The 20,303-nt window shown below is 62.5% G+C and carries 17 protein-coding genes; 7 read left to right on the top strand and 10 right to left on the bottom strand.

All coding sequences use genetic code 11. The features are described 5' to 3' along the window. Nucleotides 1-69: 69 nt before the first annotated feature. Nucleotides 70-387: a PEP-CTERM sorting domain-containing protein gene (locus ABDJ38_RS08145; RefSeq protein WP_346784589.1), complete on the top strand. Its 318-nt coding sequence runs from the start codon at nt 70-72 to the stop codon at nt 385-387. A 134-nt stretch (nt 388-521) separates the two neighbouring features. Here the strand turns inward: ABDJ38_RS08145 and ABDJ38_RS08140 are convergent, their stop codons facing one another. Then, entirely contained in the window at nt 522-1,628 is a 1,107-nt protein-coding gene (locus ABDJ38_RS08140; protein WP_346784588.1) for a tetratricopeptide repeat protein, read from the bottom strand. A 150-nt stretch (nt 1,629-1,778) separates the two neighbouring features. On the opposite strand from ABDJ38_RS08140, the gene ychF reads away from it, so the two are divergent. Beyond that, nucleotides 1,779-2,879 (top strand): redox-regulated ATPase YchF, encoded by a 1,101-nt coding sequence (gene ychF, locus ABDJ38_RS08135; RefSeq protein ID WP_346784587.1) that lies wholly within the window; start codon nt 1,779-1,781, stop codon nt 2,877-2,879. 88 nt (nt 2,880-2,967) lie between these two features. Here the strand turns inward: ychF and ABDJ38_RS08130 are convergent, their stop codons facing one another. Continuing rightward, on the bottom strand, nt 2,968-4,194 hold the full coding sequence (locus tag ABDJ38_RS08130) for a tetratricopeptide repeat protein (RefSeq protein ID WP_346784586.1): 1,227 nt from the start codon (nt 4,192-4,194) through the stop codon (nt 2,968-2,970). A 310-nt stretch (nt 4,195-4,504) separates the two neighbouring features. Here ABDJ38_RS08130 and gyrA point away from each other — a divergent pair, with 310 nt between their 5' ends. After that, a complete protein-coding gene (gene gyrA / locus ABDJ38_RS08125; RefSeq protein WP_346784765.1) occupies nt 4,505-7,243 on the top strand; it encodes a DNA gyrase subunit A in 2,739 nt (912 codons plus the stop codon). A gap of 233 nt (nt 7,244-7,476) precedes the next feature. On the opposite strand, the gene ABDJ38_RS08120 is transcribed toward gyrA, so the two are convergent. After that, on the bottom strand, nt 7,477-8,148 hold the full coding sequence (locus ABDJ38_RS08120; protein ID WP_346784585.1) for a lysoplasmalogenase family protein: 672 nt from the start codon (nt 8,146-8,148) through the stop codon (nt 7,477-7,479). Nucleotides 8,149-8,211: 63 nt separating this feature from the next. Here ABDJ38_RS08120 and trmFO point away from each other — a divergent pair, with 63 nt between their 5' ends. Beyond that, nucleotides 8,212-9,579: a methylenetetrahydrofolate--tRNA-(uracil(54)-C(5))-methyltransferase (FADH(2)-oxidizing) TrmFO gene (gene trmFO / locus ABDJ38_RS08115; protein ID WP_346784584.1), complete on the top strand. Its 1,368-nt coding sequence runs from the start codon at nt 8,212-8,214 to the stop codon at nt 9,577-9,579. 34 nt (nt 9,580-9,613) lie between these two features. Here trmFO and ABDJ38_RS08110 read toward each other — a convergent pair whose 3' ends face one another. The 5 genes from ABDJ38_RS08110 to ABDJ38_RS08090 form a co-directional block, all read right to left on the bottom strand. Then, the gene (locus tag ABDJ38_RS08110; RefSeq protein WP_346784583.1) at nt 9,614-10,081 is read right to left on the bottom strand and encodes an EF-hand domain-containing protein; all 468 of its coding nucleotides are present in this window, start codon (nt 10,079-10,081) and stop codon (nt 9,614-9,616) included. A 41-nt stretch (nt 10,082-10,122) separates the two neighbouring features. Continuing rightward, nucleotides 10,123-10,773 carry a squalene/phytoene synthase family protein gene (locus tag ABDJ38_RS08105; RefSeq protein WP_346784582.1) on the bottom strand — a complete coding sequence of 217 codons (651 nt, stop codon included), beginning with the start codon at nt 10,771-10,773 and terminating at the stop codon, nt 10,123-10,125. 78 nt (nt 10,774-10,851) lie between these two features. Beyond that, nucleotides 10,852-12,774 carry a TadE/TadG family type IV pilus assembly protein gene (locus ABDJ38_RS08100; protein WP_346784581.1) on the bottom strand — a complete coding sequence of 641 codons (1,923 nt, stop codon included), beginning with the start codon at nt 12,772-12,774 and terminating at the stop codon, nt 10,852-10,854. A 10-nt stretch (nt 12,775-12,784) separates the two neighbouring features. After that, on the bottom strand, nt 12,785-13,459 hold the full coding sequence (locus ABDJ38_RS08095; protein ID WP_346784580.1) for a TadE/TadG family type IV pilus assembly protein: 675 nt from the start codon (nt 13,457-13,459) through the stop codon (nt 12,785-12,787). Beyond that, entirely contained in the window at nt 13,453-14,124 is a 672-nt protein-coding gene (locus tag ABDJ38_RS08090) for a TadE/TadG family type IV pilus assembly protein (protein ID WP_346784579.1), read from the bottom strand. The genes ABDJ38_RS08095 and ABDJ38_RS08090 overlap by 7 nt, the downstream gene beginning before the upstream one ends. A 458-nt stretch (nt 14,125-14,582) precedes the next feature. Between ABDJ38_RS08090 and ABDJ38_RS08085 the strand changes: the two genes are divergently transcribed. Genes ABDJ38_RS08085 through ABDJ38_RS08075 form a run of 3 tightly spaced genes read left to right on the top strand, consistent with a single transcriptional unit; the run spans nt 14,583 to nt 17,733 of the window. Beyond that, nucleotides 14,583-16,490, top strand: a complete 1,908-nt coding sequence (locus ABDJ38_RS08085; protein WP_346784578.1) for a pilus assembly protein TadG-related protein — start codon at nt 14,583-14,585, stop codon at nt 16,488-16,490. Next, nucleotides 16,487-17,077 (top strand): TadE/TadG family type IV pilus assembly protein, encoded by a 591-nt coding sequence (locus tag ABDJ38_RS08080; protein WP_346784577.1) that lies wholly within the window; start codon nt 16,487-16,489, stop codon nt 17,075-17,077. Before ABDJ38_RS08085 ends, ABDJ38_RS08080 begins: the two co-directional genes overlap by 4 nt. Further along, entirely contained in the window at nt 17,068-17,733 is a 666-nt protein-coding gene (locus tag ABDJ38_RS08075) for a TadE/TadG family type IV pilus assembly protein (protein ID WP_346784576.1), read from the top strand. The genes ABDJ38_RS08080 and ABDJ38_RS08075 overlap by 10 nt, the downstream gene beginning before the upstream one ends. Nucleotides 17,734-17,760: 27 nt before the next feature. Here ABDJ38_RS08075 and ABDJ38_RS08070 read toward each other — a convergent pair whose 3' ends face one another. Next, nucleotides 17,761-19,137, bottom strand: a complete 1,377-nt coding sequence (locus tag ABDJ38_RS08070; protein WP_346784575.1) for a pyruvate dehydrogenase complex E1 component subunit beta — start codon at nt 19,135-19,137, stop codon at nt 17,761-17,763. A 3-nt stretch (nt 19,138-19,140) separates the two neighbouring features. Next, a complete protein-coding gene (pdhA, locus tag ABDJ38_RS08065; protein ID WP_346784574.1) occupies nt 19,141-20,235 on the bottom strand; it encodes a pyruvate dehydrogenase (acetyl-transferring) E1 component subunit alpha in 1,095 nt (364 codons plus the stop codon). Nucleotides 20,236-20,303 lie beyond the last annotated feature (68 nt).

Here is a 20,303-nt window from a genome sequence, read left to right as displayed (position 1 = left end):
AACTGCGATTGGCACGGTGATTGCGTTACCCTCAACCAGATGATTTTTAACCCAAAGGGGGGAATTACAATGAAGATCAAGACTACTGCTTCCGCCGTCGCACTCGCCCTGAGCGCGCTTGTCGTTTCGGCTCCGGCTCACGCCACTTGGGGCTGGGGTGGCTGGGGCCACAAGCACTACAACGGCTGCGGCCACAGCAGCTCGTCGAGCAGCAGTTCCTCGTCTTCGAGCAGCACCTCGGGCGGTTCGACCACCACCAGCACTGGTGGTTCGTCGGGTGGTTCGTCGGGCGGCACCCCGGTTCCGGCTCCGGGCGCTCTGGGCCTATTCGGCGCTGCGGCCATCGGCATCGGTTTCGCCCGTCGCCGTCGGAACAAGGGCAACTAAGCGCCCAAGGGGCCTGATCGCCCTTCAAGATCTCCGGTAGGCATCGGCCCGCCTCCCGCACCCCGATTCGTCGATGACGGACGCGGTGCAGGAGTGCGGGCCTTTGTTGTTTTACGGGAACCGAAAAGACCGGTTCAGCTCGTCTTGGCGAGCAGTGCGCGATCCTCTTCGGTGCCTTCGGGGCCATTCGCCAAGGGCTCGATCACGCGGCGCGCCTCGGCCTTGTCGCCGGTCTCGAGCAACACCTCGGCGTAGCTGCGGCGCACACTTTCGTCGTCAGGTGTCAGACGCAAGACCGGCGCGAGCTGCGCGCGGGCCAGTTCGAACTGACCAAGCCGCCGTAGCGCTTCGCCATAGAGGCCCCTTGCATCGGGATGACCGGCAATTGCGCTTTCGTGCTTTTGAAGCTCGTCGCGCACAGCCTCCCACTTGCCGTCCTCGGCCTTTACCCGGGCATCGAGGTAGATGAACTCGACATCGTTCGGATAGGCCTCGAGCCCCCGTGCGACCAACGGACGTAACAGGTCGATGCGGCCAAGCTTGCCCATCTCCACAATCGCCCCGAGCAGCGCGGGCCGGTCAAGCGGGGTGATATCGAGAATGCCCAGGTAAGCGCGCGAGGCCAGTTCGCTGTCTTCGTCGAGCTGTGCAAGCCTGGCGGTGACAAACAATGTCTCGATGCGCTCCGGCGCCTCCCTCTGCACCTGGGCAACGCGCGGACGCGCCGCTTCGGCATTGCCCTGAGAAATATACCACGCAGCCTCGGAGACGATCAGCTTGAACTTGTCGCCCGGGGCCTCGCGGCCCTTGGCAAAGTCGGCCAGCATTTGCGCTTCGTCGCCGTCCTGACCTGCAGCCAGCGCGCGCAGCCGCCAGGCATCCGCACTCTGGTCATCGCGGAGCAGCGCCACCGCTTCGCGCGTATCGCCCGCCTGCAACCGCGCTTCTGCCCGCAGCATGGTCTCGTCTGCCGGGCCTGACCCGAGGTTGGCCAGACGGTCGAGCGTAATCAGTGCGTCACCGCCCAGCCCCAACGCAATCTGCGCGCGCGCCAGAATTTCCAGCGCGGCGGCGTCCTCGGGGTTATCGCGCAGCGCCTGCTGCGCAGCATCGCGCGCGGCGAAGTATTGCTGCTCGGAATATGCCGTTTCGGCATCGCCAGAGTGGTCGGCAGCGGGGCTGTCGCAAGCAGCAAGCAGCAGCGCGAGTGTCAGGGCGGCAAAGGGGCGATTGGTCATCATGGCCGCGCTTATTAACCGAAAAGCGGAAAGAATCGATGAAAGATGCCCCGCCCCGCTCCATCCCGAAGCTGGCCAAGCGGCCTATGCGCGGCTAAGGGCCACGGCCTGTCATCCGCGCCAATCGGCGCCACAATACGAAGGATCAGCCCCATGGGCTTCAAATGCGGGATCGTCGGCCTGCCCAACGTCGGCAAGTCGACCCTGTTCAACGCTCTCACCGAAACGCAGGCCGCGCAGGCCGCGAACTACCCGTTCTGCACCATCGAGCCGAACGTGGGCCAGGTCGCCGTGCCCGACCCGCGGCTCGATAAGCTCGCCGCGATCTCGAAAAGCGCCAAGGTCATCCACACCCAGCTTTCGTTCGTCGACATCGCCGGCCTCGTGAAGGGTGCCAGCGCGGGCGAAGGTCTGGGCAACCAGTTCCTCGGCAATATCCGCGAGGTCGATGCCATCGTCCACGTGCTGCGCTGCTTCGAGGATGACGACATCCAGCACGTCGCCAACAAGGTCGACCCGCTGGCCGATGCCGAAGTCGTGGAAACCGAGTTGATGCTCGCTGACCTCGAAAGCCTAGAAAAGCGGGTCGACAACGCCAAGCGCCGCGCCACGGCGGGGGACAAGGAAGCCAAGGCGCTCGCCTCGGTGCTGGGGCAGGCGCTCGAGCTGCTGCGCGACGGCAAGCCCGCGCGCCTCACCGAGCCCAATGGCGACGACGAAGAGCGCCTGTTCGAACAGGCCCAGCTGCTCACCGCCAAGCCGGTGCTCTACGTGTGCAACGTGGGCGAAGGCGATGCCGCGACCGGCAATGAGCTGTCGGCCAAGGTGTTCGAAAAGGCCTCGGCTGAAGGGGCGCAGGCGGTGGTCGTCTCGGCCGCTATCGAGAGCGAGATCGTGGCGATGGAGCCCGAGGACCGCGCCGAGTTTCTCGCCGAACTGGGGCTGGAGGAATCGGGCCTCGCCCGGGTGATCCGCGCCGGATACGAGCTGCTCGGCCTCAAGACCTTCTTCACCGTCGGCCCCAAGGAAGCGCGCGCCTGGACTTTCCATGATGGCGCCCGCGCTCCGCAGGCAGCGGGCGAGATCCACACCGATTTCGAACGCGGGTTCATCCGGGCCGAGACAATTGCTTTTGACGACTACATCACGCTCGGCGGCGAAAGCGGCGCGCGCGAGGCCGGCAAGCTGCGGCAGGAAGGCAAGGACTACGTCGTGCAGGATGGCGACGTTATGATGTTCAAGTTCAACGTCTGATTACAGCGTCTGATTACAGCGGCACAAACAAGAACGGCGCGGGAACCGAAGCTCCCGCGCCGCTTGCTGTCTGGGTTTCGAAGGGGGCTTAGCCCGCCTTCTGCTCAGCGTAGAGCACCCACATGTCGGCTACGGGCTTGCGCGGGCCGGTCACCTGACCCAGCGTCGCAATGCCCTCGTCGTACTTGCCCTGCATCACCTGCGCCATGCCCTTGCGGGTCATCGCCTCGTTCAAGTCGCCGCCCTTGTCGGCAGCGGCCTGATAGAGCGTCTCGGCCCTTGCATAGTCACCCAGCGACCACAGCACGTTGGCCGAACCCATAGCGTCGAGCGCATCGCCGCTCTGGCCTTCGGCGAAGGTCCCATCGGGGTCGCTGCGATCGGTCGCCGCACGCGAGTCGGCAATCGACTTCACCTCGACATAGTAATTGTCGCCAGTGTCGATCAGCCCGGCTTCGACAGCCTCGGCCATCACCGGAAGCACCTCGTTCGACATGATGCGCGGATCGAGCGCTTCGATGTAGCGAATGTACTCGGCGCGGTTCGACAACGCATCGGTCTCGCGCATCAGACGCAGCAGATCGAGTTCGACCTGCGGTTCAAGCTGACGGATCGCGCCAACCACCTGAAGCGACTTGAGCCAGCCAGCGCTGCTCGGGTCCGCCTTCACCAGCGCCTTCGCCAGCGCGATCGATTCGTCGTACATATCGTTGCTGTATGCCGCGCCGAGTGTGCGCTCGATCCAGGTGACCGGGATCGTGCGGCCCGCAGCGGCGAACTCCGGCTGCAGCTTCTCGATGTAGGCGACCGCTCCGGGAACATTGTCTTCCTGCAGATAGGTCTCGATGATGAGACCCTGCGGGTCGTTCTCGGTATAGCCAGCCGCGAGTGCGGCCTCCAGCGCCGCGCGCGCCTCGGCATAGTCTTTAGCGTTATAGGCGAGGTTACCGACAAAGAACTGGAACTGGCCAATGCGCTCCGGCTCGACCTTGCCGCTTTCGAGCATCAGCTCGAGGCCGCGGCGCTGCCACACTGGATCGTTGAGGTTGTTGCCGATCATCAGCGCCATGTTGCCGGCTGCGTTGCGGTCGTCATCGTTCTCGATCGCGGCAAGCACGCTGTCGAACTGGTCGCGTGCAGCAGCCCAGTCGGCTTCCTCGCCGCTGGTGATCTCGGCAACCGGAACATAGGCCTCACGGAAACCGCGCGAATAGTCTTGCGCCTGCGCCGAAGTGGCGAACAGCGCGCCACCGGCCAAAGCCAGCGCCATCGCGGCGCGCGAAGTGAAGCGGCTAAAGGCGAACTTGTGAATCATTGATAATCTCTCCTGAAGTGGCGAAACACAGGCCATGGGGGCCATCGTCGCTCCCGGTTGTGCGTAGTGCATAGGAATGCCCGAGATTGCAAATCGCTCCTAAACAAGGGCTGGTGAACTGCATTTGAACGCTCTTTGCAGCATATTGACGACACAGGCGCGCGCAAATGTGGAAAAAGCGCGTGCTTTCGTCCGCTGGGGCCACCCGTAACTGGCGGTTTGCTGCCCCATGGCCTAGTCCGTTGGCAACCAGAACAACAACGGATTATCCATCGCAGTGAGCGACGAGGACACCCCTAACCCCAATCCCATGTCTCCGCCCGAATTCGAGCGGATCGACATCGTCGATGAAATGAAGACGAGCTATCTCGATTACGCGATGAGCGTGATCGTGAGCCGCGCGCTGCCCGATGTGCGCGACGGCCTGAAGCCCGTCCATCGCCGCATTCTCTATGCCGCTCAGGAAGGCGGCTATGTCGCCGGGCGGCCCTATCGCAAGTCGGCCAACATTGTCGGCGACGTGATGGGTAAATACCACCCGCACGGCGACAGCGCGATTTACGATGCGCTCGCCCGCATGGTGCAGCCGTGGTCGCTGCGCGTTCCGCTGGTCGATGGTCAGGGCAACTTCGGCTCGATGGACCCCGATCCGCCGGCTGCCATGCGTTACACCGAGAGCCGGCTGGCGCGCGTGGCCAATTCGCTGCTCGACGATCTCGACAAGGACACGGTAGACTTCGTCGATAACTACGATGGCAGCCGCAAGGAGCCTTCGGTGCTCCCGGCGCGGTTCCCTAACCTGCTCATCAACGGTGCGGGCGGCATCGCGGTCGGCATGGCGACCAACATTCCGCCGCACAACCTCGGCGAAGTGATCGACGGCTGCTTTGCCTATATGGACGATCCGGGCATTACGTCGGATCAGCTGCACGAAATCATTCCGGGCCCGGACTTCCCGACAGCGCCGCTGATTCTCGGCAAGGCGGGCGCGCGGCAGGCCTATACCACCGGGCGCGGCTCGATCCTGATGCGCTGCCGCCACGAGATCGAAACCTCGCGCGGTGACCGCCAGTCGATCGTGCTGACTTCGATTCCCTATCAGGTCGGCAAGGCCGGTCTGGTCGAAAAAATCGCCGACGCCGCGAAGGAAAAGCGGATCGAAGGCATTGCCGACATCCGTGACGAAAGCTCCAACCGTGGCGGCGTGCGCGTGGTCATCGACCTCAAGCGCGATGCCACGGCCGAAGTGGTGCTCAACCAGCTGTGGCGGCACACCCCCGCGCAGGCGAGCTTCCCGGCCAACATGCTGGCGATCCGTGGTGGCCGCCCTGAAACGCTGACGCTGCGCGATTTCATCCAGGCGTTCATTTCCTTCCGCGAGGAAGTGATCACCCGCCGCACCAAGTTCGAGCTGAACAAGGCGCGTGACCGGGCGCACGTGTTGCTCGGCCTCGTGGTCGCCGTCTCCAACCTCGACGAGGTGGTGGCGATGATCCGTGGCTCGAAGAACCCGGCCGAAGCGCGCGGCAAGCTGCTGAACAAGCAATGGCCGATTGGCGACATCGCGCAATATATCCGCCTCGTCGAAGCGATCGACCCGAGCGAAGACGAAAGCGGCGGCACCTATCAGCTGTCCGAGCGGCAGGTGAAGGCGATCCTCGACCTGCGTCTGCACCGCCTCACCGCGCTGGGCCGCGAGGAACTGGGCGGCGAACTGCAGGAACTGGCCGACAAGATCGAATACTATCTTTCGATCCTCGCCGACCGGTTGAAGCTTTACGGCGTGATGCGCGCCGAATTGCAGGAAGTGCGCGACCAGTTCGCCACTCCGCGCCAGAGCGAGATCGCGCCTGCCTGGGATGGCCTCGAAGACGAAGACCTGATCGAACGCGACGATATGGTCGTGACCGTGACTCTCGATGGCTACATCAAGCGCACCCCGCTCTCCACCTTCCGCGCGCAGAACCGTGGCGGCAAGGGCCGCGCGGGGATGAGCACGAAGGATGCCGATGCGGTTTCGACTATGTTCGTCACCTCGACGCACAATCCGGTGCTGTTCTTCTCCACCCACGGCAAGGTTTACCGCATCAAGGTGTGGAAGCTGCCCGAGGGCGCGGCGAACACGCGTGGGCGGCCGATCATCAACCTGCTCCCGCTGGAGAAGGACGAGACCATCGCGCAGGTGCTCCCGCTGCCCGAAGACGAGGATAGTTGGGGCGCACTGAACGTGGTCTTCGCCACGGCGCTCGGCAATGTGCGCCGCAATTCGATGGATGCCTTCACCAACATCCCCTCGAACGGCAAGTTCGCGATGAAGTTCGAAGAAGGCAGCGCAGACCGCCTGATCGGCGTGCAACTGCTCAATCCCGGCGACGACGTGATGCTGTCCACCAGGATGGGCAAGGCGATCCGCTTTTCGGGCGAAGACGTGCGCGAGTTCGTGTCCCGCACCTCAACCGGTGTGCGCGGCATGAAGTTCAAGGAGGCAGGCGACGAGGTCGTCTCGCTGTCGATCCTTGGGGCTGGCTCGGCCACGCCTGAGGAGCGCGACGCTTACCTGCGCGTGGCACCGTGGAAGGCTGACGAAGACGCGGCCCCGCTTTCGCCCGAGCATGAGGCGATGGCGGCGGACGAACAGTTCATCCTCACCGTCTGCGCCAATGGCTATGGCAAGATCAGCTCAAGCTACGAATATCGCCAGTCGGGCCGTGGCGGCATGGGCATCACGAACATCGACAACATCAAGCGTAACGGCCCGGTGGTGGCGAGCTTCCCCGCTACCCGCGCCGATCAGCTGATGCTGGTGACTGACAAGGCCAAGCTTATCCGTATCGGTCTCGATACGATGCGCATCATCGGCCGCAACAGCGCGGGCGTGCGCCTGTTCGATGTCGGCAAGGACGAGCATGTCGTCTCGGCCGTGCGCATCGACGAGGAAGAAGCGCCCGAGAACCTCGCGGAAGAGGCCGTGATCGAGGAGATGATCGACCGCCGCGATGGCGACGATGCGGTCGGGCCGCAGGATGAGGGTGACGAAGGCGAGGCGTAAGCGCCTCCTTAGGTAGGCGCGGGGTTACAAAAGATAATGCCGCGCACCTCTCGGAGGTTATTTAAAGTAACTTAGGTTACGAGAAGTAACCTGGCTTAGGTTACCAATAGTGACTCGCCCTCATATTCCCGGCTTTAACCGGGCCAGGGCCTAGTCGAGCGCGGCGCGAACGCAGTCCGACACCGCATCAAGTCTCGGGTCGCGTTGGTGACGTTGGAGTGATTCGGCCCGCCCTACTTTACCGCCCGCAATTGCGGATCACGCTTGCTAAGCGTCTGAATTACCCCGGTGCACATCAGGAACATGCCGAGATAGTACAGCGGCCAGACCAGCAGCTGCGGCCATTGCGTACCAGACAGCGGCCCCATCTCGGCAAAGAGCATCAGGTCGCTAGCCACGAACAGCAAGCCACCCGCCCCAACCCGGAACCGCGGAAAGTCGCTCGCCCAGGCGCTCGCCGCCATGGCGCCAAGTGACAGCGCATAGAGCGCAGTCTGCAATTTCGCATCGGGATCGTAAGGCAGCAAGTAGCCCGCCAGCGGCACGCAGATGAGCGTCACCCCGCAGATCCAGCTGTGAATGCCGGTGGCCGGGCGGCGATGCTTGAGAAACAGGCCCATCGCCAGCACGTGGTGAAGGAAGAACAGCAATCCTCCAATCGTCACGTCGATTTCGATCGCCATATCGCCCAGCGAGGCCGCGCCCAGCGCCCAGACATAGAGCCGCGCATCGGGGCTCGCATGGCGCACAAATGCATAGATCGCCAGCAAGGCCACCGCGCTCCCCTTCAGCGGAACGAGGTAAAATTCGGGTAGCTGGCTTACGCGCAGATAGTAAAATGCCAGCGCCGCCGCGATGGACAGCAGCAGGAAGGGGCGTTTCTGGGCCAGCGCGCGTTTGGGCATGCGCGATGCTCTAGCCGCGCCGAGCCCTTTGCGCCAGCGCGTGAAGCGCCTATCTGGCGTGCCATGACTCATCAGGTACATATCATCGGCGGCGGCCTCGCCGGATCGGAAGCGGCGTTTCAGCTGGCCCAGCGCGGCGTAAAGGTGCGCCTCTCGGAAATGCGCGGCGGCGGCGGCTCCACCCCTGCGCACGAAACCGAGGGGCTCGCCGAACTGGTCTGCTCCAACTCGTTTCGCTCCGACGACGACACCAAGAACGCGGTCGGCCTGTTGCACCACGAGATGCGCCGGCTGGATTCGTTAGTCATGCAAGCGGGCGAAAAGGCACGCGTTCCGGCGGGCAGCGCCATGGCCGTGGACCGCGACGTGTTCTCCGCCGAAGTAGAGCGCGTGCTGAGCGAACATCCCAATGTCGAGATCGTGCGCGAAAAGGTCGAGGCATTGCCCGACAGCGGACTCACCATCGTCGCTACCGGACCGCTCACAGCCGCCGAGCTGGCCAGCTCCATCGTGAACGCCACGGGCGAGGATCGGCTCGCCTTCTTCGACGCCATTGCCCCCATCGTTCACCGCGATTCGATCGATATGTCGAAGTGCTGGATCCAGAGCCGCTGGAACAAGCGCACCGAGGCTTCGAACGAGGACGGCGACTATATCAACTGCCCGATGACGAAGGAGCAGTACCTCGCCTTTCACCAGGGCCTGCTCGACGCCGAAAAGGGCGACTTCAAGGAATGGGAGGCCGACACCCCCTATTTCGACGGCTGCATGCCGATCGAGGTCATGGCCGAGCGCGGCGTGGAAACGCTGCGCTATGGCCCGATGAAGGGCGTGGGGCTCGATAATCCCTACGATACGAATGAGGAACACCCGCAGGGCCGCTGGCCCTATGCCGTGGTGCAACTGCGGCAAGACAACAAGCTGGGCACCTTGTGGAACATGGTCGGCTTCCAGACCAAGATGAAATACGGCGCGCAGGTCGAACTGTTCCGCACCATTCCGGGCCTCGAAAACGCTGAATTCGCGCGGCTGGGCGGGATGCACCGCAACACCTTCATCAACTCGCCCGACCTGCTTGATCGCCAGCTGCGGCTGAAGCGCGCGCCGCATATCCGCTTTGCGGGGCAAGTGACGGGCTGCGAAGGCTATGTCGAAAGCTCGGCCGTCGGGCTGGTGGCCGGCATGATGGCGGCGGCCGAACTGGCAGGCACCGACTGGACGCCGCCCCCGCAGACCTCGGCGCTGGGCGCCCTGCTCTCGCACATCACGGGCGACGCCGAGGCTTCGAGCTACCAGCCGATGAATATCAACTTCGGCCTGTTTCCGCCACTGCACGAGGTTCACAAGAAGCGCCGCAAGGAAGCCTATACCGAGCGTGCCAAGGCCGACTTAGGCGAATGGCTCGACACCTTGCAGCAGGTGTCCGCCTGAAGTTACCGAGCGCTCGCTCTAAGCGGGTCTGGGCTTAGCAGTCGCAGCGCGGCCTGGGCCGTCGCTTTGGTGCGCTGGTGGCGAACTCGGCGGCGGTCAGCTCGCGGTTGCCATCGGCGTCCATTTCATCGAACCGTGTCGAAGTCGTAATCGCCCATTCCTCAAAGGTGAGCAGGTTGTTGCCGTCAACATCGAGCTTGCGGAAGCCATCCGTCCTGCTGGAGAGCATTTCCTGGCGCGTGATCTTGAGATCGCGATTGCGATCGTAGCGGAAGAAGCGGCGCTGTTCGCGTGTCAGTTCGCTTGCCTCAGGCGGCTCGGGTCCGACCATATCGGCGACGTAAGCAGTCGGCAGGGCCTCGGGGTCGGGGCTTTCTTGCGCCAGCACCTCGGGATCGGGTGGCGGCGCTGCACGCTCAACCTCGGCCCTGCCCTGAATCCAGAACAAGCCAACACCAACTAGCAACAGCGTGCTCACCGCACCCAAAATCAGGCGATTCATCGCCGTCTCCCTAAACGCCCCAGAGACTTGCGCAGAGTATCTTAGAGGCCCGAAATGCCAACCCTCATTGCCACAAGCATCGCGCCCGGCCCGTCGAGCAGCGCCTTACGGTTATCCGACAGCGCCCGCCCCGCCAGCGCGCGGAGCACCGCCAACGGGCGCAAGACACGCGGCAACCGCGCATGGTGGTCCGGTGCTTCTTCAGCGACGCTGATGATGGAGGTTCGCTCGTCACCGGGCTCCAGCCCCAACGCCAGATCAGCTAACGCCCAGGTCCGCGCGGAGCCTGCAATGCCCTGTGCCTCCTCGCCGAGCTTGCGCGCGACTTCCTCCCACAGCGAGGCGCGCCCCGTCGCAAACTCTTGCCACTCCCGCTCACCGGGGTGTTCCGCCAGCAGGCCTTCCCAGCCATCGACCAGAGCACCAAGGCCGGAGCCATCGCCCACGGCCTCATGCAAGGCCGCCAGCAGCGGCTCGCCTTTCGGCCATTTGGCAGGCGCCTCGCGCAGCCGGTCGCGCCACCAGGCTAGCTTGATCTGTGCGATCATCGGCTCGCCGCCACCCAGCACCACGCCCGCCAGCCGCGTATCGAGCGCGAGCAACGTAAGCGTAGCCGGGCGCGCTGTGGCCGGGGCGTAGGACAGCGCCAGCCGCTGCGGAAGGGGCAAGGTTTCGAGCAGATCGACGGACATCGTCCAGCTCAATTCCAACCGCCGGGACGGAATGCAAGCCCGTTCACGTCCACGCAGCCAACAATGCAGCTTTCGAGCTTACCTGATCAGACGGGCCGTCTGTAGCGTGGTCGAAAACAACGTCCGAAGCGCGGTGCTGATATCGTCGTCCGAGGTGACGGTCTGCACCAACGGATTGCCGTCGTTTCCGGGTGAAGCACAGCTTTGCAGGGCGGTGAGAATCTGATCGGAACTGCCCGCATTGCCCGCGGGATAGGGCGACGGTGGCGGCGGGAGCCAAGGTGCCACGTTACTCTGCGACCAGCTGTCGCCGACCAGCGATTCGGGCAGATATTGCGTATAAAGAATCGCGATCTTGATACCACGCGCCTTCAGCGCACTGCACTTGGCGAGCTCCTTGTTGGCAGCGCTGCGCATGGGACCCATCACACGCGAACCGTCAGGCTGATCGAGCATGCCGTCGGTGATAAGGAACAGAATCTTCTGCGGGGTCTGGCCTGGCGCACCGTTACCGGCATTGGGAATATTGTTGTTCATGTAGTTGAGCATGTTCAGCATTTCGGTCGCCCGGTCGCCGATGTTCAGGCTGCTCGTCGGCATATTGTTCTTGTACCAGTAGTCATCGGTCGGGAAGACCGATTCCACCGAGAACCCGCTGGTAAAGGTGCCAACGTCGGTGAGGCTCGTGAGCTGCCGCACCGGCGAGCTCTGGCCGGACCGGGTCCAGTCGAACGAGAACAGCTGCATCTGATATGTCACGTGGTAGTCGCTCGCCTGGTTTGCGGCGAAAGGGATAAGCTGCGTGGCCGCCGCCACCATCGCGTCCTTGCGCAGCGTGAGGCGCGTAGGACTGCCAAAAATCTTGCCATAGTTGTGCGTCAGCCAGTAGCCGTCGGCCCAATAGCCGTAGTCGTAGACGCTTGTGGATGGCCCGCTAGGACTGCTGTTGCTGTACGGTTGCGGATTGTTGTAGCGCGAGTCGGTAACGGTTCCTGACGTTGTCGTGTTGGTGCTGACAGTCCGCCTGATCTCCACCGGCCCACTGGTGCTATCGACGATGGAGTATCTGACAATCGTTTCGGTCGTCGTGGTCGCCGTGGTCGTGATCGTATATTCGTCGGTACAGTATCGCGGATTCCACCAGTAGCCACCACATCGATAGGTATTGCTGTGCCGCTCTGTGTTAGTTTCGGTTGGGCCGGTAACCGTCGTATTCGAATTCATCGGGTTGCCGTTGCTGTCGTAAAGCTGGCTGCCACTGGCATCCCAGCGATACCACCAGCCACTCTTCGAAGAACCTGCGTTGTAGTAGCTCGTCGACAGCAGCACATCGCGACCGCTGGTATCCTCGACATAGATGTGATCGGTGTGCGGGAGCTGCGCATGACAGGCATAGGCACAGCCCGAGGAATTGTGCGAATTCTTGGTGGCGGCGATGACCTTGGAAATGCCGTCATTGGTCGCAGGCAGCAGCATCGACGGAGAATTGTCCATCGCGAGGTAGAAATCGACGTTGGGCGGCTGTGCCGCGCTCGCAGCTGCGGAGCCAGATATCTCTAGCGTCTCCGCGCCGAGCACGCCGCCGAAGATATTGATAGACTCCGCCGTGTAGCTGACCGTCGCCTTGCGCAAGAAGCCCAGCGTGCTGCCGCTGCCCGTGGTGACGTTCTCGATGTTCGGCTGCATCACCAGATTGCGATGGCCTGGTAACGCCGCCGCCTGCGAATTGAACATCTTGCGCGCCGCCCCATCGGAGGCTTCGCGCGATTCGAACATCATCGTTGGCGAAACCGCCGCCAGAGCGGCTGCGTCAGCCGCTGCGTTAAGCTGGGTCTGCAGGCGCATCGCCCGCCCATAGTCCACTCCGAACCCCGCCACGAAGGTGAGCGGAATTATGGCAAAGCCGAAAATCATCAGCACGTTGCCACTGCAATCGGATCTCAGGCGCTGAAGGAATCCGCCGATCGACTTCCTGGTCTTGCTGGTGAGGCGTCCAAACATCTGCCGATTCCTAGTAAAGGCGCGGAGCCATGTAGATCGTGTCGGAAAGCTCCGTGGTGCCGAACGACATGAAACTGATCGGCGGCGAGTAGGTGTAGGTCACAGTGCCACGGTACAGGAAGGCGCCGGCAGTCCCGACCTGGGTCGTGGTGCTAGTGCCTGGATCGAGGTTGCCGCACACGTTCGACCCGTCGGGCGAGGTGGGAATCATGTTTGCCGAAACCATATCGTTGGGAATGGTCACCACCGTATCAGCCGACTGCGTCTCAACCGTCGGCAGGGTGCCTGACGTGTCGCTTGATGCAATTACCGAACTTACGGTTCCGTCAGCGTTCTGGGTGCGCGCGCGCGTCCACACCACGTAGGCATGGCTGTCATCGCACACACGCAGCAGCGAGATCTGCTGGGTCGCCTTGTCGAGCTTGTAGGGAGCAAGCGAGATCGCGCTCGCGCTGAGAAAGCTACTGGCGCTGACAGCGTCAGGATCGTTGTAGATAATCGCGGGCGAGATGCTGCGGCTGGCCAGATCGGCGAGCGCACGGGCCGCCGTTGTCACCTTCCGATCGACAGCGATCAGCTCGGAAACGGTCATCCCGCCGAAGTAGAGCAGCATCATCAACGGCAGGATGTAGGCGAACTCGATGAGCGCAACGCCGCGGGTACAGGAGAGCAGGCGCATCAACATGAGGACTGGCTCGCATTGCAAGCGTAGTCCTCGGTGGTGAACACCGATGTGGCGGTCAGCATGCGGTTATCGTTCGGCTCGTTGATAAGGCTGCTGCCAAGCGCACCGGTGCCGGTCGGCCAAAGATAGATGAGCTGCACGGCAACGATCCGGTTCTTGCCCGATCCTGCCGCGGTGTAGGTGTAGCCGGTGCCAGTTGAGACGATGTTGCCACTACCGTCGTAAGCGAAGGTGGGTCGGTCGGCCGCGCTGGCGCTGTAGGCAGAGGCAGTGCTGACGTTCACCGTCAGCCGCGAACAGTTCAACATGGGTGGCAGCAGCGGGCCGAAACTGAAAGCATCGCCATTGACATCGGTTCCACTGGCCCCGTTGCAAATCGCGTCCTTGAAGTCCGCGCTGTTCATGCCGACGTTTCCGTTCGCGAGCGTCGAGGTCTGTGCAACGCCGGTCAGGAACATACGAGCAGCCCCCTCGGACGCGGTCTCCAGCATCTGCTGGGCCAGATAGACCATGAGCAGGTGAAGAGTGGCCAGAAGCAGGGCAATGAACGCCGTGCCGACGATCGCGAATTCCACCATAACCGCGCCGCTGCAATCACGCAGCAGAGCAGGCCGCCGCCGCGCGGGCGACGGGGTGTCGGGAACAGGATCGTGCACTGTGGCCATGGCGAGCTTTCTCCAGCCGCCAAAATCCGAAATTTTCCTTAGAATTTCGTAAATATTCGCAGTTTTCTGCAAATCACGGATAGTTCGTCCCATGTGCTGAGACGATGGCGTCGTGCTGTATTGGCGGCCCACCCATCAGGAACGTGTGAATCTTTGCTATAAACTTCCGATTTGAGCAAAGGCTTGTCCACCACCAAGTGAAAACGCCTAGTGACTTCCGCTCGCTTTGCCGCTCTAATAAGTGCCACTGCGACAGGTGGTGCTTTCATTACCAACGCTTTAACTGCGTTTACGTGAAATGCTACTGGGCACTGGCTTGGCTTTCACAACCACGTCCGCAGACGATGTGCTAAGCATCTTTGGCTATTACATGCAGTATGGCCTTTGCCTCAACCCGAGCGGGTACCGGGTCACCCTTTCTGCACCGTCTGGTTCATGACCAGGCGGGCAATGCGCTTATGATCATTGCCGCCGCGCTTCTGCCGCTGGTCGGCATGGTCGGTGGCGGTCTCGATATCGGTCGTGGATACCTCGTCCAGGCGCGCCTCCAGCAGGCCTGCGACGCAGGTGTACTAGCCGCGCGCAAGCGGCTGGGAACCGAAACCGTAGTGTCGGGCGAACTGCCCAGCCAGACGGCGGAGATCGGCGACCGCTTCTTCCGCACCAACTTCAAGGTCGGCGCTTACGGATCGACCGAGCGCCGCTTCCAGATGGCGCTGGAGGAAGACTATTCCGTCACCGGCGTCGCCAGCGTGAAGACACCCACCACGCTGATGGGAATATTCGGCGAAGACACCATCGACGTGCGGGTGGAATGCAGCGCCCAGCTCAACTTTGCGAACACCGATGTGATGATGGTGCTCGACGTCACCGGCTCGATGGCGACCAACAACCCGGGCGACACTGCCTCGCGCCTCGAAGTCCTCAAAGGTACGATCCGCACCTTTCACCAGCAGCTCCAGGCGACGGCCGAGGCAGGCTCGCGCATCCGCTATGGCTTCCTGCCCTATTCCACCAACGTCAACGTAGGCGGCATTCTGAAAGATGAATGGGTGGTCGACAAATGGGGCTACCAGTCGCGCCAGTTGCGGCAAACCGGCGGAGTGACCACCACCTCTTTCGCGACCGCCAGCAGCCCGATCTCGGGCAGTCTGACCAAGTCCAGCCAGGAAACCTACCCGGCAAGCACGGATTACTGGGGCAACAAGCGCTGCACCAACCGTCCCTATGATACCGTTTCCTCGTCCACCACCAAAACCGGCGAAACGAATGAGCCCGTGGTCGGTCCGCCTCCTGGCACGCGTAACACCAAAACATACGAACGCACTCGCAACGGCGACTCTTTCGAGGTCACGCTCGACGGGTCGACCTGCACCGTCATCCGGACCAGCTACAGCTCCTACAAGGACACCTACGCCATCATCACCGAGCCCTCGTGGGACAGAAACGGCAAGTGGGTCTACGACCGCATTGCGAACGATGTCACGAATTGGCGTGATGAAACCTACGGCTGCATCGAAGAACGCCAGACCTACGAAATCGACGACTACAGCAATGTCGACCTGAGAAAGGCGCTCGACCTCAACATCGACCTGGTGCCAACCGACAATCCGGCTGCGCTCGGTATCAGCGTCGTCGAGGATCTGACGGCGCGTGTGTTCGATCTTCCCGTGGGCGACGGCACCAGGGTCCAGTTCGACAATGGCGCCGTCACCAAATGGCGCCCGATGTATCCCGACTGGATCTACGGTCGCGAGAAGGAATACAACGGAGCTGGCAGCTTCAGCCAACGCAGGAGGCAGACCGCTACGGAATTCATCTCCCCCCGCCTGATGGGCACCGACGCATGCCCTGCCCCCGCCGCCAAGCTATCGACCATGACCGAGAGAGAGCTGGACAGCTACCTCGCGACACTCCACGCCAATGGCAGCACCTACCATGATATCGGCATGATCTGGGGCGGACGGATGATTTCACCGACCGGCCTGTTCGCAGCGGAGAACGGCGATGTCGCAGCTGGGTCGCCCACAAGCCGTAATCTTATCTTCCTGACCGACGGCGAAACCTCCGCGCTCGATATCAGCTATGGAACCTACGGCTTCGAGCCGGTCGATCAGCGCCGCTGGTCGCCCACCTCCCGGTATACGCTTGTCGAAACCATCGAGAAGCGGTTCGAGTTCGCCTGTTCGGAGGTTAAGAAACGCGGGATAACCGTGTGGGTCATCGGCTTCGGAGTCGATCTCAACCAGATCATGCGCGACTGCGCTGGCGATGGGCACTTTTTCGAAGCCGCCGACGCCGCCGAACTGAACCTGGCCTTCGGCGCAATCGCCAGAAACGTGAGCGAACTGAGGATCGTGGAGTGACGCAATCCCCGCCCCGTCTTGCCAGTAACGACCGCGGCGCCGCGCTGGTCGAGTTCGCCCTGATCGCGCCGGTTCTTGTCGCGATGCTGCTTGGCCTGTTCGAAATCGGCTACAATCTTTATACGCAGGCCCAGCTGCAAGGCACGATCCAGAAGGCCGCACGCGCCTCCACGATCGAAAATGCCGGCAAGGGCAAAGCAGCTATCGACGCGCGGGTGGAAAAGGCCGTCACGGATATCGCCCCCTCTGCCAAGGTCGATTTTTCGCGCAAGTCCTACGCCACGTTCTCGCAGATCGCGCAGGCCGAGGACTTTACCGATCTCGATGGAAACGGCACCTGCAACGATGGCGAACAGTTTGAGGATGCCAACGGCAACGGCATTTGGGACGAGGACCGAGGCAAGGAAGGCATGGGCGGTGCCCGTGACGTGGTGCTTTACAGGGTTACGGTCAGCTATCCGCGCGCGTTCGGGATAAGCAAGCTGTTCGGCTTTTCCGACGAGGTCGAGTTCGAGGCCTCTACCGTGCTGCGCAACCAGCCTTACGACGGTCAGGAAGTCATTGCGGTAACGGCCCGATGCCTGTGACTTTTCGCGTCTCGCTATGCAGGCTGCTGCGCGACACACGAGCCACCGCGATGCTCGAATTCGCGCTGGCCGCACCGCTGCTGCTGACCATCGGGCTGTTCGGCGCGGAAGCCGCCAACCGCGCCGTCACGCAGCTGCGCGTCAACCAGCTTGCGGTGCTGGTGGCCGATAATGCAAGCCGAATCGGCGAGAACTCGCTGCTGGGCGAGGTGACCGTTTACGAGAGCGACATCAACGATATCTTCCTCGGCGCGGATATTCAGGCGGGCGAAAAATTCGGCCTGCTGGATAACGGACGCATCATCCTGTCGAGCCTGGAAGTTCTGGAAGACAGCGAAGACCAGCAATTTATCCACTGGCAACGCTGCATAGGCAATCTCGACCATGCCTCAAGTTACGGCGAGGCAGGCGATGGTGAGTTCACCAGCATCGAAGGCATGGGTCCACCCGGCGAGGAGATTTACGCCTTCAAGGGCGAAGCGGTGATGTTCGTCGAGGTGGCAATGGTCTATCAGCCGATAGCTGTCGACCTGTTCGATGCCTCCGAACCAATCGTGGCCATCGCCGCTTTCAACGTGCGCAACAACCGCGACCTTTCGGGCGTTAAACAGCGCAACGCCAACACCCCCGATCCGGTCGCCGACTGCGACGCCTGACCTTCAGGCCAGGCGCCGCCAGACTGGTCAGCGGTAACAGACCTTCTTCACCGCCGCGATCACCTTGTCCTTGTCGATCAGCGCGAGCTTTTCGAGGTTGGAGGCATAGGGCAGCGGCACGTCCTCGTTGCACACGCGGGTGACCGGTGCATCGAGGTGGTCGAAGCCTTCTTCCATGCACAGCGCGACGATTTCCGAGGCGACGGAGCAGGTCGGCCAGCCTTCTTCGGCGATCACGACGCGGTTGGTCTTGGCCAGGCTGTCGAGCACGGCCTGCTTGTCGAGCGGACGGATTGTGCGCAGGTCGATCACCTCAGCGTCGATGCCCTCGCCCGCCAGCTCGTCGGCAGCCTTGAGCGCGATACCCACGGCAATCGAATAGCTGACGATGGTGACATCCGCGCCTTCACGCATGATCCGCGCCTTGCCGATGGGAAGGACGTGGTCATCCAGCTGGGCAACCTCGAACTTTTCGCCGTAGACCAGCTCGTTTTCGAGGAAGATCACCGGATCTTCGGAACGGATCGCGGCCTTCAGCAGGCCCTTGCAGTCCGACGCGTCATAAGGCGCGATCACCACCAGCCCGGGCACGCTGGCATACCAAGGCGCATAGTTCTGGCTGTGCTGCGCGGCAACGCGGCTGGCCGCGCCGTTGGGGCCGCGGAACACCACCGGGCAACGCATCTGACCGCCCGACATGTAGTTCGTCTTGGCGGCAGAGTTGATCAGGTGGTCGATCGCCTGCATCGCGAAGTTGAAGGTCATGAACTCGACCACGGGACGAAGCCCACCCATGGCCGCGCCCGTACCGATACCGGCGAAACCATATTCGGTGATCGGGGTGTCGATCACGCGCTTGGCGCCGAACTCGTCGAGCAGGCCCTGCGTAACCTTGTAGGCACCCTGATATTCGGCGACTTCCTCACCCATCACGAACACGCGGTCGTCGCGGCGCATTTCCTCGGCCATGGCATCGCGCAGCGCTTCGCGCACGGTGAGTGTGACCATATTGGTGCCGGCGGGAATTTCCGGGTCGTCCTTGCGCGGCTTGGCCTCGGGGGATGAGACCGGAAGCGGGTTGGCGGGTTCTTCGGCCTTGCCTTCGCTCTCGGCAGGAGCGGGAGACGGCGTCGGCGCAGGTTCGGCGTCGGAGACGTCTTCACCCTCGGCGGCGAGGATCGCGATCACGGTGCCGACCTTCACCTCTTCGGTGCCTTCGGCCACGAGGATTTTGCCGACCGTGCCTTCGTCGATGGATTCAAATTCCATCGTCGCCTTGTCGGTCTCGATCTCGGCAAGCACGTCGCCCGAGCTGACGGTGTCGCCTTCTTTCACCAGCCACTTGGCCAGCGTGCCTTCCTCCATGGTGGGCGAGAGCGCGGGCATCTTCAGTTCAATCGCCATGGCTCAATACTCCTCCACCAGAACATCGGTGTAGAGTTCGCTCGGCTCGGGCTGCGGCGAATTCTCCGCAAAGTCTGCCGCCTCGCCGATGCGCGCGCGAATGGCCTTGTCCATCTCTTTCAACTTGTCCTCTTCGACGCCCAGTTCGAGCAGATCGGCCTTGGCGCGCTCGATCGGGTCGTGCTTCTCGCGCATGTCCTGCACTTCCTCGCGGGTGCGGTACTTGGCCGGGTCGGACATCGAATGTCCGCGATAGCGATAGGTGTTGCACTCGATCAGCACCGGGCCATTGCCCTCACGTACATATTTGAAGGCAACCTCGGCAGCCTGACGCACCTCGAGCACGTCCATGCCGTCAACGTCCATGCCGGGGATGCGGAAGGCCGCACCGCGCTTGTAGAACTCCACTTCCGCCGAGCTGCGCTTGACCGCCGTGCCCATCGCATACTGGTTGTTCTCGACCACGAACACGATTGGCAGATCCCACAGGGCCGCCATGTTCATCGTCTCGTAAACCTGGCCCTGGTTGGCCGCGCCATCGCCGAAATAGGCGATGCACAGGCCGCCGTCCTCGTTGTACTTATGGGCAAAAGCGAGGCCACCGCCGAGCGAGACCTGCGCGCCGACGATGCCGTGGCCGCCGAAGAACTTGTGCTCGGTGCTGAACATATGCATCGAGCCGCCCTTGCCGTGGCTGATCCCGGCCTGGCGACCGGTCAGCTCGGCCATGATGACATTGGGATCGATACCGTAGGCGAGCATGTGACCATGGTCACGATAGCCGGTGATGACCGAATCCTTGCCCGGCTCGGCCGCGCTCTGCAGGCCGATGGCGACGGCTTCCTGACCGATATAGAGGTGGCAGAAGCCGCCGATCAGGCCGAGGCCGTAAAGCTGGCCGGCCTTCTCTTCGAAACGGCGGATCAGCAGCATCTGCTCGTATAGGTGAAGCAGCGTATCGGTATCGGCCTTAAACCGTTTATCCTTCTCGAACTCTTTTTGTAGCACATCGAGCGAGGTATTGCTTTCGGCGGCGCTCGCCTTGGGCGCAGGGCTGCGCTTGGACGAGGCGGAACGGGCGCTGGGGGATTTGGCCAAGGCTCAGGGTTTCCTCTGTTTCGCGGGGCGGCGCGGTTGGCGCGCGCATCTGACAACGGCCTATGGCT

The organism is Aurantiacibacter flavus (assembly GCF_039710615.1).
Lineage (GTDB): Bacteria > Pseudomonadota > Alphaproteobacteria > Sphingomonadales > Sphingomonadaceae > Alteraurantiacibacter > Alteraurantiacibacter flavus.
This window is presented reverse-complemented; position numbering and strand designations above follow the sequence as displayed.

Excerpts from the sequence above, each read along its gene's own strand:
- ABDJ38_RS08095 (WP_346784580.1), bottom strand. The coding sequence starts at position 13,459 with ATGTTGATGCGCCTGCTCTCCTGTACCCGCGGCGTTGCGCTCATCGAG.
- ABDJ38_RS08120 (WP_346784585.1), bottom strand. The coding sequence starts at position 8,148 with ATGCCCAAACGCGCGCTGGCCCAGAAACGCCCCTTCCTGCTGCTGTCC.
- gyrA (WP_346784765.1), top strand. The coding sequence starts at position 4,505 with ATGTCTCCGCCCGAATTCGAGCGGATCGACATCGTCGATGAAATGAAG.
- ABDJ38_RS08110 (WP_346784583.1), bottom strand. The coding sequence starts at position 10,081 with ATGAATCGCCTGATTTTGGGTGCGGTGAGCACGCTGTTGCTAGTTGGT.
- ABDJ38_RS08085 (WP_346784578.1), top strand. The coding sequence starts at position 14,583 with ATGATCATTGCCGCCGCGCTTCTGCCGCTGGTCGGCATGGTCGGTGGC.
- ABDJ38_RS08070 (WP_346784575.1), bottom strand. The coding sequence starts at position 19,137 with ATGGCGATTGAACTGAAGATGCCCGCGCTCTCGCCCACCATGGAGGAA.
- trmFO (WP_346784584.1), top strand. The coding sequence starts at position 8,212 with ATGACTCATCAGGTACATATCATCGGCGGCGGCCTCGCCGGATCGGAA.
- ABDJ38_RS08140 (WP_346784588.1), bottom strand. The coding sequence starts at position 1,628 with ATGATGACCAATCGCCCCTTTGCCGCCCTGACACTCGCGCTGCTGCTT.
- ABDJ38_RS08100 (WP_346784581.1), bottom strand. The coding sequence starts at position 12,774 with ATGTTTGGACGCCTCACCAGCAAGACCAGGAAGTCGATCGGCGGATTC.
- ABDJ38_RS08145 (WP_346784589.1), top strand. The coding sequence starts at position 70 with ATGAAGATCAAGACTACTGCTTCCGCCGTCGCACTCGCCCTGAGCGCG.
- ychF (WP_346784587.1), top strand. The coding sequence starts at position 1,779 with ATGGGCTTCAAATGCGGGATCGTCGGCCTGCCCAACGTCGGCAAGTCG.
- ABDJ38_RS08075 (WP_346784576.1), top strand. The coding sequence starts at position 17,068 with ATGCCTGTGACTTTTCGCGTCTCGCTATGCAGGCTGCTGCGCGACACA.
- ABDJ38_RS08090 (WP_346784579.1), bottom strand. The coding sequence starts at position 14,124 with ATGGCCACAGTGCACGATCCTGTTCCCGACACCCCGTCGCCCGCGCGG.
- ABDJ38_RS08105 (WP_346784582.1), bottom strand. The coding sequence starts at position 10,773 with ATGTCCGTCGATCTGCTCGAAACCTTGCCCCTTCCGCAGCGGCTGGCG.
- ABDJ38_RS08130 (WP_346784586.1), bottom strand. The coding sequence starts at position 4,194 with ATGATTCACAAGTTCGCCTTTAGCCGCTTCACTTCGCGCGCCGCGATG.